Source organism: Streptococcus sp. HMSC076H09, from assembly GCF_001811765.1.
GTDB lineage: Bacteria > Bacillota > Bacilli > Lactobacillales > Streptococcaceae > Streptococcus > Streptococcus agalactiae.
Window position 1 is genome coordinate 389,536 of record NZ_KV806614.1, and the last position, 12,819, is coordinate 402,354.

Below are 12,819 nucleotides of genomic sequence, written 5' to 3' on the forward strand. Positions count from 1 at the left end.
ATCACCTTTTTTCAATAATAGCAAAAGAGATACCACCAAAGATCGAATAAGATAGGACTAAATAATAGCCCTTTTCTATACTTTCATTAACAGTATAGTCCAGTTCTTCACCAGCACCATTAGATGAAAATCCAAACTGACCAAAAGCAAGGTTTGGCATATTATAATACTCAGACAAGTTCGCTAAGAAATCATAATCTGAACTAACTGCCTTCTTCCGCTCATTCCAAACGAAACCTTTGATATCTTTTATGGTTAGTCCTAAGTCTGATAATAAATTTTGAAGCGCAGCATCAAAAATAGTCATCACATCTGTGAATGTTTTATGGCTATATTTTAATTGTTTACTACCTAATATTATAGGAGAATTATCCAATGCTTGACGAGAGAGGACTTGTGCTGAACAATAATCAGAACCGACAAACATTTGACTATCATAGTTTAATTGTTGCCACCACATAAAACTCATGTCTGTCCACTGATTAGCAGAAACAAGAATCACATAGTCTAGATTATCGTTACGCATCATTTCCTTGGCATATTGTATACCATCAAGCGCTCCACTATTTGTCGAAATGACAGATAAAGGACCTGTTATTTTAAAAATGATAGAAAGCATACCAGCTGCTGCATTCATTACTGTAAACGGGAATCGTGAAGCAGAAACATGTGCATATCCTTCTGTTGTGATTTGCTTTTCAATACCTTCAACAACCTCAACTGGTCCAGAAAGTGTTGTAAATACAATTCCTACTTTTGAAGTATCTTGTTTTTTTAGATTAATATTGCTTTCTATTAGTGCTTGAGCTGTTGTTACGGCAACCATTTTGGAAAAATCATCCATTTTCCTAAATTGTGCTGGGTTGACAGTTTTGGGTGGTCTAGCCCCTTTAAAGCGTAATGCTTCAAAGTCGTTGAAATTACTAGCAACTTTTTCATAGGTTATAGAAAGTGATTCATTCTTAGAAATGGAAGCAACAGATGATAAGATAGCCATTTTAAGATTTTCTCTAGCAGGTAATGTTTCTAGAGGTGAATCTAAAGATGACAATAAGATACCACTATTATTTCCACCAAAAGCAAACGAAAAATTTAAAGCATTTCTTATTGGGTATTCTCTCTTTTGATGATAGACAAAATTTTCTGGAAAACCTTCTATCCCAATCTCATTTTTAGTTGCTGGTACAGTCTGTTCCTCTATTGCCGCTAAACAATTAATCAATTCGATAATACCTGCAGCCCCTAGAGTATGACCCGTTTGCCCCTTGGTACTGCTGATCAATGTCGTTGTCGGGAAAAACTTACCATACATATTTTTTTCCATTTTATCATTAGCTTGAGTACCTGTACCGTGACCGTTAATATAGTCAATCTCACTGTAGTCAATACCTGCTTGAGTCACTAGCTGCTTTGCAATCTGTGCCGCCCCTTCACCTGTTGGCTTAGGTGCTGTTATATGATAACCATCTGAAGTAATAAGACCACCGATAATTTTTCCATATTTAGCTAAGGACTGATCTTTGACAAGAACAACAAAACCAGCGCCCTCACCCAAATTGATTCCTTTTCCAGAAGAATAGGGCTGACATGCCATTTCTGTATTAATAGCTCCTAGTGATGTGAAGCCTGCTAAAGAAATATCACTTAACTCATCACAGCCACCACAAATAGCTAAATCACAATCGCCATCTTGAAGTAATTGTGTTCCTAATATTACGGCATTATTACTTGCAGAACAGGCGGTTGAAATAACATACGAAGCTCCCACAATATCATGATAAGCCATCAATTCATCAGCAATATGGTAAACAGATGCTTTTTCTAATAAACTAGCATCTACTTGACGCTCTCCTTCTTCAAATTGATACAAGGCATTTTGACCAGCACTCTTTCCCCCAAGTGAGGTCCCTAAACACACAGCAATATTATGATAAGCTTTTAAATTAACACCTGAAGAAGCAAGAGCCTCTTCAAAAGCGGTAAAAGCAAATTTAAAATTACGTGTCTCATCTTTGTATTGCTCAGGAACCTCTGGGTCACTAGTTATGCTTCCTGTATAAGATTCTAAAATAGAGTCGTGATTTTTATATAAATGTTTAGAAATTCCTTCTTTTAAGTCGAAGAGATGCTGTTTATGCTCGCTATAATTCTTTCCCAAAGAAGAAATAATTCCTATTCCACTAACATATACGCTCATTCTTTGTTCCAACTTTCTGGGATACAATAAGGGCTTGATTGTGTTTTCAAAATTTGGCCATCTTCTGTTACAAAAGTAACTCCTGAATGAGCATATGTTTGGTTAACAATCATCAAACCTAGGTAATTTTCCGAAGAGTCTTTCTCGTCTGCTATCCAAAAAATCTTTCCAACAATTTGGTCATCAAATAGCACTGGTGTTCCTGAAGCGAGTTTTTCCTTCGTTGAGAATCCAACACTTTTAACTGTTGCTGATCTGATGTGCTCTAACAAGCTATCGCGACCTCTAAATTCTTCCTTTGTGAAATCTAGATTCCAAGAATAACCTATTTCATATAAAGAATATTCTTCTTGTTGATAAATATCAGTAATGGGTTGTCCCACTTCAAACCTTAAATATCTATCAAGTTCATCCCCATACTCTGCTATACCTTCACAGACATCCGAAACAAAAGTAGCAAAAATAGAAGATGGTAGGAAAAATTGATAGCCAAATTCTCCAGAAAAACCAAATCTAGCAAGATAACCTTTCTCACCTTTATAAGTCATCTCTATCAAAGTACGAAAATTAAGTGTTGAAATATCATATTCATAAAATGACTGAGCAATTTCTCCCGAATATCTTCCTTCAATTTGCAGCATTTTATACTCGTCAGAAATATCTGTTACGGTATAGTCAAAATTGATGTTGTCTAAATAAGAATCCAAAGCTTTATGACTAGCCAACCAATATTTATCATCAAATTTGTAGAAAGTCACATCATCATAAACTGTTCCATCTTCATTGAGTAAAAAAGTGTAGCCACAAGTATCTGTATCTGCAAATACAATATTCTTAGGAATCACAAGGTCTAAGGCTTCTTCACATTCTTCACCAGTAATTTCATATAAATACCCCTCATAAACTTTATAACCTTTATCTGTTCTCAATGTATTATAAATAGTATTCATTTTTCTTCACACTTTCTATATTCTGTAATGCTCACATTTGTAGCATAAGGTGAGTTCCTTTTAAACATGCACCTTATTTTTAAATGATTGTTCTCTTTGTAAGAATAAAATATTCCATTTTTAGCAGAAATTAGTATATATTTATCATCGCTAGCTACATACAATACTAATTGTTGACTATTTTCCAAAACATAGGATTTATTATCATATTTGACATGTTCCCCTTGGCGGATTTGGACAAACTTTCCTCTAATTCGATAATCAAAAGAAATAGAATATAATTCACTGTCTCTTGGAATTTCATTCTTAGGCAAAACAATCTGATTATAGGCTAAAACCAGTTTGTGACTAGGATAATGCTTTCTGTTAGCTATCATTCTCTTGATGCCATAATCCTTCTCTTCTTCTAATGTTAGGTTAGAGATATGTTTTAAAAGGTCAGTTGCTGACGCTTGGTAGTTGCTGTCCCATATTGGCTGTTTTTTTAGATTGATTAACGCCTCCTCCGATGATGCTTGTGAAATCCTAAAATGATAAGTCAGTGGAAAAGAAAGGCTATCTGTATCAATAAGACATAAGGGTCTAAATTGCATTTGATTGCTGGCTTTGCCAGGAGGAGAATAGGAAATCATTTTATCTTCATTCGGGAGGTAATAATGGAATTGTCTATCTTCAAACTTATCTGCTCGAAGAAAATCATCATGCTCAATCGGGTAACTTCCTGGAACATTCACAAGATAACCTTCACTATCTCTAATCAACTGCTCTTGGCAGTGTAACTTGAAAGTCTGTTTCAATAATTTTGGGAACATCTCTTTAGCCTTTTGATTACATTTATAAACACAAGTGATTTCTTCGTCACTTGTAAATGTCATGATTTTCTCAATTAAAGCACCTTGATAGAAACATTTGATTGTAATGTGATTTTCTTCTTCTTTTACAACTAATTTCTTGTCCAAAGGTTGGCTAAAAATCAAAAAACTATCTTCAAGTATCTTTCTTTTCTGCTTTTCAAAAATAAGGCTGCCATTTGGAGAGATAAGTAAATCATAACCTTGAAAAGTTCTCTTAAGACAAATAGTTGCATCTCTATAATGCTTTTTTCGACGTTCCAGTTGAACATCGATATTACCATAAAGGGTTTCCACAGTTGCTTGAATGTAATAATAATTGGCAAAACGACTTAAAGTTAGGCTAGGGTGAGCCCTCGTTAAGTTTGCCAAGTGATATTTTCCAGTTTTAACCCGAACCCTCTTTACTTGTTCCGATAAAAAGTCAACTTGTAAAACATAACGGTTATCTAACCTAGCAATTTCCATTTGAAACAAGCTCATTTTTAAATAATAAGGAAGTGAAGCACTATCTTCTGCTTTAAATAATATTTCTTCATCAGAGACTTTGGTCCTAATTTCTGTCTCCTCTTCCAAGGGATTTTCAATTTCCTCCATAATTTGAAAAGTTGATATGTCGTATGTTTTACCATAATAATTCGAAATACGAAACGTATTCAATATCTTAGGGAGGTGACTACGCAATGATCGACAATGCAGTATGTCTTCATATGTCTTATCATACTCTTTGAAGCCATTCAATTTTGATAAAGCTAAGGAGGGTTTATTGTAGTTACTGATTTCGGTATAGATATTAGAAAACTTCAGTTTTGTTATCTTCTTTAAGATAGTTTTATATAGATAAGTGATTGCCTGTCCACTACGACTTTTCGAATCAATTAAAAGAAAACCACTAAAGCTACTATTCCAATCTAAACAACCATAGGTAATAAATTTAAAGAAAGCTGATGTTCCAATCAAAACACCATGATTTTTCAGTAAAAATAAATGTGTCACTTCTTTAACTTTTAACGTTAAATCAAGGTCATCAACAGTTAAAGGCCTACCGTCTGGAAATTGATAAACATGATTCCTATTAAATAAATGAACCACTTCAGAATAATCTTCTAAGGAAGCTTCAGAAATCTTTAATTTATTATCATCTTTCATTTTTTAACCTTTTTAATAATAAAATGAATTGCCAATAAAATAAGAATGAGGGCAATGACATAAATCAACATAAAGTGATTACTCAGCCTTTCTCCATCAGCATTACGCAAAACAACACCATATGATTCTTTATAGTTAGAGACAGTGGCTTCGTTGGCTTTGTCAAATACCTTCGCAATAGAACCCTTCATTAAGACCTGTTTCAAAAGAGAATTGATTTGAGTCAATGGAAACCATGTCATAACCTGTTGTAATGCTTTTCCTACCGAGCCAATTGAGAGATATACTCCTGAAATAAAACCAATAAAAGTCCCTACAATTGTGCTAAGAGTCGTAAAAGCTGAACTAGTATGAATAAAGGCTAAAATAGGTAAAATCATCGCCGCAGATAAAACAGTCCCTAAGGAAACGATCCCTAAAATAGTTAAATAATCCATAGCTGAATACTCTAGCAAGGAATTAAAGCCGTTAAAAATACCGATAGCAAAGATGCAAGAGAACATCGTCATGACAATACCAAATAAAACGGCAAATATAGCATAGGACAATTCAATTTTGATATTTGATATAGGACTGACCTTAAAATCTTCATTTAATTTTTTTTCTTTGTCGGACACCATAACTCCAAAGGCACCTAATGTACTAGTCATTGAAATAATAGTCGTCAAACCTGCAATGAGCCAATAATTAACCATGTGAATAGTATCACTGGATACTGTATTACTCCTCAATGCTGCTTTTATAGCATCTAATTGAATTTTTCCCAAGAAAATCTGATAGACCAAAATTAAGATAATAACTGATAAAAAAGACATGAAAAACGCTAACCGATCTCGCGTGTAAACTTTACGATTTCTAGAAATTAGTTCAAACATTGTTTTTCCTTTCTTTTTCTCTAAGCAAGTTGAGATACGCCGCCTCTAAGTTCGAATATTCAACATTAAATGTCTCAATAATAGATTTATCTTGATTGTCTGAGATAACCTGCATCATTTCCTCAACAGAAATATCCTTAAATACTATCTCCCTTTCTGAAAGGACTTGACATTTATTAACAAAATCAGCTATCGAAAGTTGGTCTAATGACTTCTCTGGTTTCAATACCACATTCAAGTTTGTTGTGGAATGTTGCTCAATAAAGCTTTTAATATCTCCCGAATAATAAATGTTTCCTTCAATAAGAACATTTAAAACATCACAAGCAGACATTTCTTCAAGATAATGAGTAATTAGTACAACTGTCATCTGCGATTGTTGATTTAGTTGTGCGATAGCATCCCATAAATCGCGACGAGATTGAGGGTCTAAACCAGTCGTTGGTTCATCTAATAATAATAGAGAAGGTTGTGGCAGCAAGGCGCGTGCAATATCAACTTTTCGTTTTTGACCTCCTGATAAACTGCCATATTTTTGTTTTTTTATTGCTGTGATATCTAGATACGTTTGAAGATCTTTAAGGCGATTACGTACTTGTGATTTAGATAAACCGTACAAAGCACCTCTAGAAATTAGATTTTCCTCAACCGTTAAATTATCATCTAAGCGATTACTTTGGAAGACAATACCAATGTGACGATAAAAATCTTTAATAGATAGAGGTTTTCCATCCACCTCCCACTTAATATCGCCTGACGTTTGCTTAAAATTTTGAATTAAAAGGTTAAATAAAGTTGTTTTACCAGCTCCATTAGGTCCAAGAAGGCCATAAAATTTTCCCTCTTCAAAGATGAGATTAATGTCTCTCAATGCTTCAAAAGAACCATATTTTTTTCCAATATTTTTGAGTTTAATTTCCATTTTCTGATACCAACATCCTTCCTGAGGCAACCTCTTTTTTATTCTCATCTCTAATAACGACTTGAATTTCTAAAAGATGCCCCAATTTTGATTGAGATTTACATGTAATGTTTAGCTGGTCTCCTGGAGTAACAATTTTCTTGAATTTGAAATTCTTCACACTGGCTAAATAACCTACTTTTTCTGCTATTTTCTCTGCTGTTAATTCATCAAGAGAGGGGAGGCTACCATCAAGTGCATCTAAAATATAAAGTAAAGCTGCAGATTGAGCTGCCATCTCAATCATCAAAACACCCGGAACTATAGGACGTTGTGGAAAATGTCCTTGAAAGTAAGGTTCGTTGATAGTAATATTCTTACGACATTCAATGATACCTTTTTTATAACTCTGCACTCTATCCACCATTAGAAACGGATAGCGATGAGGTAACATTTTTATAATTTCTTCACTACTTAGCTTGGTCATCTATATCCTCACTATTTTCAATCACAAAATCTGCTAGTCTATTTACTGATGATAATATTGAAATATCATCATCATTTAGTTCAACACCAAACGTTGTTGAAATCCCTATTGACAGTTCTAGGGCATCAATAGAGTCTAGCTCTAATCCACGACCAAATAATGGTTGATCATTCATAATCAGATCTTTATCAATATCCAACATTAAAGAGTCAATCAAAATACCTTTAATTTCATCAACTACTTCTTGACGTGTTTTTATTATTTTACGTTCTTCAGCCCAGTTAATCATTAATCATTCCTCCATCAATCACAATATTTTTTCCTGTAATATAGTTTGCCTTCTCACTTGCTAAAAAGCTTACGAGCCAAGCCACCTCTTCAGGTTGTCCAAACCTTTTTAGAGGAATAAGATGCTCTTTTAGCTCTTCTTTATTTTGCAATTCATTTGTCATATCTGTTTCAATGAATCCTGGACTTACACAATTAATCGTAATACCATCTGATGCAAATTCTTTCGCTAGAGTTTTAGTAATGGAAATGATAGCGCCTTTCGTTGCTGAATAGTTCGCTTGCCCTATCTGCCCTGCTATACCACTAGTTGAAGAAATATTGATAACCTTTCCCTGTATACGCTTAGCCTTCATGATTTTTAACACGGCTTTACTCATGTTAACTAGCCCCATAATATTTATGTTAATGACATCCATCCATTTTTCCTCAGACATCATCAAGAAAAAGCCATCTCTAACAATACCAGCATTATTAACTAAACAATCAATACCGCCATATTCTCTAAAAATTTTAGTCACCAATTTTTGTACTGCTTTTGCATCTGAAATATTGCATTTATAAACGTCTAATTTTGGTAACTCCTCTTGTAAAGCTCTTGCCTTAGCATCATTGCTATTATAAATAGCAATGACTTTGTAACCTTCTTTGTATAACTCTTTTGTAATAGCCCTTCCAATTCCTCTGGTACCACCAGTAACTATTGCTACTTTCATAACTGTTTCCTCCCCCTCTTTTTCATTTTTTGCAACTGACTAGAAATAAACCTATTAGGAGAAATATCAATAATCTCCGCATCCTTTTCTATGATAGTTTCCTTAATCGCACGCCAGTTAAAGAGATTGGTCCACTGATATAAAATTTCATCTACCAATTGATCACAATGAAAAATATAGTCATAGTCATCATTTTGCGAAATATCTAGGCTTTCAATCAATTGTTTATACTGCTCTTTAGATTCATTTAAAAAATCAGTATGATATGGTGCTTTTACGCCTAACTGCTTTAATTTATAAAAATAACCTTTGTTAGTCATCACGTCATCAAAGAAAGAACGGTTGACTTGATCCATAGCAATTACACCAGCTCTATCATCAGTAATAATAGCTAATTTTACTTTCTCAGACTGTTCTTTTAAAACATCCTTACTAAACATATCAATGTTTTCAACCATCAAAAGCCAAAGCTCTTCAGACACATGACAATTTTCTATAAGTTGGGCACGACGTTTAATAAAGTGAATAATGTTTTCAAAACTAGTACTACCACTAGCATATAACACATTGAAAATACCGGCGCTATGAGCTGAAAATCCTATCCCAGATACTATTTTTTCATCGTTTGTTAGCCAATCATTATATAAAAAATTTGCTAACATAGACGCATGAACATTGTCTAAACTTACCTTGTGGTTAATGACATCCATCATTAACTGATATGATTCTAAATCAGTTGCTTGTAACTTTGAAAAAAGAATTTCACCTTTTGGAGTTTTAACTAGTTGACAAAGGTGTTTTGACTGAACATTACCCTGTCCTCCATATATTATTACTGTTTTCATTATTCAATCCTTTCCATTAATAGTATTGGCATGTTATAATCAACGACACTGCCATCAGCACAGTACTTCTTGATTACTTTGATATCCCCATAACTTTTATATTCATAAGAAATTCCTAAGGTTATAACTTCCAACAAGGTTTCTCCCTTATGATATACACCACCTTCCGTAAGAAACTCAGAATACCTAATATTTCCAACCAGTTGGACTACTAATAGTAACTTGTCTTTAAGCCGCGTTTTATACAAGCCACATTGATTATCAGAACATTGTTCACACCTACTCAAAATATTAGAACGTCCAATATTATCACCTTCAACTAATCATCTTCGCTCTGATATCAGTACTGTTGGAAAATAAAATATTTCTAAACATCTACTTCAAACACTACTATGGACAAGCCGTGCATTGCCTTTCTTATGTTTTCTTCCTTTCTGTGTCGTCTGAAACTCTTTAAAATGAGGTCATGACTTAAGTGTTGAATTCACAAAATCATGAGTAAAACACTGCTATAAACATTAGTTTAAATTTAAAATAAACATTATAAAAATTAATTATAAATTCACACTCTAATTAAAATATCATTATTATGTTAAAATAGTAACAAAGTATTTCATCTTTGTCAACACTTTCATAAATGACATCTGCTTTTTGCTTACCTTTTATAGACCAAAAAACGCTCTTAGAAAGCACATCTAAGAGCGTTTTTAACTTTATTTTGGTAAAGATATGGTAATTATTGTTCTATGAGGGACATTATTCTCAACACTAATAGTCCCTCTTCACCTGATATACTCCCCTTATAGTGGACAGTAAAAAAACAAAAATTCACTAGACACTATAAGGGGAGTATATCATCACTAACAAAGCTAAGTTAGTAAGCCTAAAACTTCTAAACACTCAAAAAAATTAATGGCTTGCCTTACTAATCAAGAACCCGCACTCTCATATACTTCTACTCCTTTATGCCAAAGTATTAGTGATACCATAAAAGAAATCAAGGAAATCAAGATAACCCCACCAATATTAAAATAGACATTTCTATCTTGTAAGAAGTAAGCAGCGGGATAATAAGCTGTAAAAGCAAATGGAATGACAAAACTAATGATCCAACGCAATAGATTATTATATATTGCGACAGGATACTTAGCAAAGTCATTAAACATATAAAAAATATAGATAACAGCACCAGATTGTTTGGTCCAAAAAGCGATACTTGACGTAGCAATCTTCAAGGAGGTATAAATCAAAGTTGCAAAGGGGATAATAAATATAAATAATAATACTTTTGGCACGGTCCAGCTTATACTAGATACTGTGGTAGATAACAGAATAAAACCAACCAATAACTCCCCCAATGCATCTACTTGAAAGGTTTCAACTAGGACATGAAATAAAGGACTGATAGGCCTGGTTAAATACTTATCAAATTCTCCTTTTCGAATAAGCCTTTGACCAAGAGCCCACAAGTTATCAAAGAAAAGGTGATCAATTCCTTTTGGGAGGAGAGAAAAACCATAAATAAAAGCTATTTGCTGAAAAGTCCATCCTTCTAAAGAAGGGATATGTTGAAAAAGAACATTCAGAAATAAAAGATTTAGCCCTTGTGTTAACAATACTCCTAAAACGCCTACAAAAAAGTCTATTTTATACTCCATGATTTGCTTCATGTATTGTTTAATAAAAATAAAGTGCATTCGCTGATATTTTGTCATCTCAACCTCCTTGGATAGTGATATGCGACTGTACTTTTTTCCATATTAATTGAGATAAAGCTACCATTACTATTAGCCAAAATATTTGTAAAAGTAAGGCTTGCACAATTTGACTGCCATCATATTTACCAATAATAATCATTACTGGTGTGTAAATTAAAGATGAAAATGGTAAAAATCCTAAAATATCAGCAACGATTTTCGGAAAAAAAGTAAGAGGAATCAAGCTCCCCGACATAAATGCGACTAACGAATTTTTTAACAGGTTTGACCCCCATAAATTTTTAAAAACAAATGCCGAGAAGCCAAAACAAATATTAAAAAAGAAGTTAATCAAAAAAGCTAAAATAATGCTAATAATATAAAATACCACTAACACTATAGCTTGAATCAAATCAGTCCCCAAGAAGAGGCGTACCCCCGTAATAACAAGCAAAAACGGTACCCCTATACTTAAAAAGATGAGCCATCTAGAACCAATCTCCATGAAAAGGTAGGAAGCAGCAAAATGAACTGGACGTAAGAGTCGCATAATAATTGAACCGTCTTTTACTTCGTCACCTATCATAAATGAACTATCAGTTCTTGTTAATAAATTAGTCACAAAACTCATAATAATATAGAGAATCATATCTGACAGCTGAAAACCTTGGATTAAGGATTGACTTGAGGAATCGAAAACTGCTTTCCATAGATAAAATGCAACAAATGCTCCTATCACATCACCTATCCTATAAAGGATGAAATCAACACGATATGTGATTAATCCTTGGATTCCTGTACTAATAAAAGGTTTATAACGTCTCCAAATTCTGTTCATCCTTATAGCTCCTTTCTATAGAAGCGACGAATGATATCTTCAATATCCGCATCTGTCATTTTAAGGTCACGTACAGAAAAATCTGCTAATGTCTGCTGAATTATGTCAGCAGTTTGGTAGCGAGAACTATCATACTGAATATCTAAAACTAAGTCATTACGTTTAATATTAATCTCCGACTTTCCAATTAAACTAGAGCTGATATGCTCTTGTCCTGGGCGCAAATCAAAAGAAAGAGTTTTCATCTTTCCAAATGTCTCTTTTAGCTGAGAAACTGTGCCATCAAATATTTCTTGTCCTCTATCAATCATAAAAATACGATGACAAAGTTGTTCAATATCACTGAGGTCATGTGTCGTTAGTAAAATCGTTGTCTCTTCTTCTTGATTAATTTGTGTGATTGCACGTCGGATATTATCTTTCACTGAAACGTCCAAGCCAATGGTGGGTTCATCTAAGAAAAGAACCTTTGGGTTATGTAATAAAGAAGCTGCGATATCCGCTCTCATACGCTGTCCGAGAGACAAAGTTCTAACAGGATCCTTTATAAAGTCATTTAGTTCCAAAACCTCATTTAAAAAAGCCATGCGTTTGCGAAATTCTTTATCAGGAACGTCATAGATTTCTTTTAACACTGTATAGGTTTCTTGTAGAGCTAAATCCCACCACAACTGCGTACGTTGCCCAAAAACGACTCCAATATCCTTAACATAATTTTGTCGGTTTTCTTGTGGCAATTTGCCATCAATACGGCAAAAGCCCGAAGTTGGTTTTAAAATCCCAGTTAACATTTTAATTGTTGTAGATTTTCCTGCACCGTTCGCTCCAATAAATCCCAAAATTTGTCCTTTAGGCACATCAAATGTTAAATCTTTAACAGCTTCAAAGGTGTGTTTTTCAGGACGAAGAAATGATTGAAATGCTCCTTTTAACCCTGGTGCTTTAACGGTTTTTATAAAATTTTTCTGAAGGTGAGAAACTTCAATCATTGACATATTAATACCTCTTTTACTCAACAGTATTTT

Annotated in this window: 13 protein-coding genes; all 13 read right to left on the bottom strand. The window is 33.7% G+C overall.

The window, feature by feature from the left end; translation table 11 throughout:
- Position 1: 1 nt before the first annotated feature.
- On the bottom strand, positions 2-2,197 hold the full coding sequence (locus HMPREF2818_RS08895; RefSeq protein WP_000118216.1) for a beta-ketoacyl-[acyl-carrier-protein] synthase family protein: 2,196 nt from the start codon (positions 2,195-2,197) through the stop codon (positions 2-4).
- Positions 2,194-3,147 (bottom strand): aminomethyltransferase family protein, encoded by a 954-nt coding sequence (locus HMPREF2818_RS08900; protein ID WP_001092618.1) that lies wholly within the window; start codon positions 3,145-3,147, stop codon positions 2,194-2,196. Before HMPREF2818_RS08900 ends, HMPREF2818_RS08895 begins: the two co-directional genes overlap by 4 nt.
- On the bottom strand, positions 3,144-5,147 hold the full coding sequence (locus HMPREF2818_RS08905; RefSeq protein WP_000650746.1) for a hypothetical protein: 2,004 nt from the start codon (positions 5,145-5,147) through the stop codon (positions 3,144-3,146). The genes HMPREF2818_RS08900 and HMPREF2818_RS08905 overlap by 4 nt, the downstream gene beginning before the upstream one ends.
- On the bottom strand, positions 5,144-6,022 hold the full coding sequence (locus tag HMPREF2818_RS08910) for an ABC transporter permease (protein WP_000462410.1): 879 nt from the start codon (positions 6,020-6,022) through the stop codon (positions 5,144-5,146). Before HMPREF2818_RS08910 ends, HMPREF2818_RS08905 begins: the two co-directional genes overlap by 4 nt.
- Entirely contained in the window at positions 6,015-6,944 is a 930-nt protein-coding gene (locus HMPREF2818_RS08915; protein WP_000403526.1) for an ABC transporter ATP-binding protein, read from the bottom strand. The genes HMPREF2818_RS08910 and HMPREF2818_RS08915 overlap by 8 nt, the downstream gene beginning before the upstream one ends.
- A complete protein-coding gene (gene fabZ / locus HMPREF2818_RS08920) occupies positions 6,934-7,410 on the bottom strand; it encodes a 3-hydroxyacyl-ACP dehydratase FabZ (protein ID WP_000164166.1) in 477 nt (158 codons plus the stop codon). Before fabZ ends, HMPREF2818_RS08915 begins: the two co-directional genes overlap by 11 nt.
- Entirely contained in the window at positions 7,394-7,699 is a 306-nt protein-coding gene (locus tag HMPREF2818_RS08925) for a phosphopantetheine-binding protein (protein WP_000611493.1), read from the bottom strand. Before HMPREF2818_RS08925 ends, fabZ begins: the two co-directional genes overlap by 17 nt.
- The gene (gene fabG, locus HMPREF2818_RS08930; RefSeq protein WP_000861302.1) at positions 7,692-8,414 is read right to left on the bottom strand and encodes a 3-oxoacyl-ACP reductase FabG; all 723 of its coding nucleotides are present in this window, start codon (positions 8,412-8,414) and stop codon (positions 7,692-7,694) included. Before fabG ends, HMPREF2818_RS08925 begins: the two co-directional genes overlap by 8 nt.
- Positions 8,411-9,259, bottom strand: a complete 849-nt coding sequence (locus HMPREF2818_RS08935; protein ID WP_000859501.1) for a hypothetical protein — start codon at positions 9,257-9,259, stop codon at positions 8,411-8,413. Before HMPREF2818_RS08935 ends, fabG begins: the two co-directional genes overlap by 4 nt.
- Positions 9,259-9,564, bottom strand: a complete 306-nt coding sequence (locus HMPREF2818_RS08940; protein WP_000533775.1) for a hypothetical protein — start codon at positions 9,562-9,564, stop codon at positions 9,259-9,261. Before HMPREF2818_RS08940 ends, HMPREF2818_RS08935 begins: the two co-directional genes overlap by 1 nt.
- A 624-nt stretch (positions 9,565-10,188) precedes the next feature.
- Positions 10,189-10,974 (bottom strand): ABC transporter permease, encoded by a 786-nt coding sequence (locus HMPREF2818_RS08945; RefSeq protein ID WP_000170567.1) that lies wholly within the window; start codon positions 10,972-10,974, stop codon positions 10,189-10,191.
- A gap of 1 nt (position 10,975) precedes the next feature.
- A complete protein-coding gene (locus HMPREF2818_RS08950) occupies positions 10,976-11,794 on the bottom strand; it encodes an ABC transporter permease (protein ID WP_001080088.1) in 819 nt (272 codons plus the stop codon).
- 2 nt (positions 11,795-11,796) lie between these two features.
- Positions 11,797-12,789: an ABC transporter ATP-binding protein gene (locus HMPREF2818_RS08955; RefSeq protein ID WP_000061733.1), complete on the bottom strand. Its 993-nt coding sequence runs from the start codon at positions 12,787-12,789 to the stop codon at positions 11,797-11,799.
- Positions 12,790-12,819: the final 30 nt, after the last annotated feature.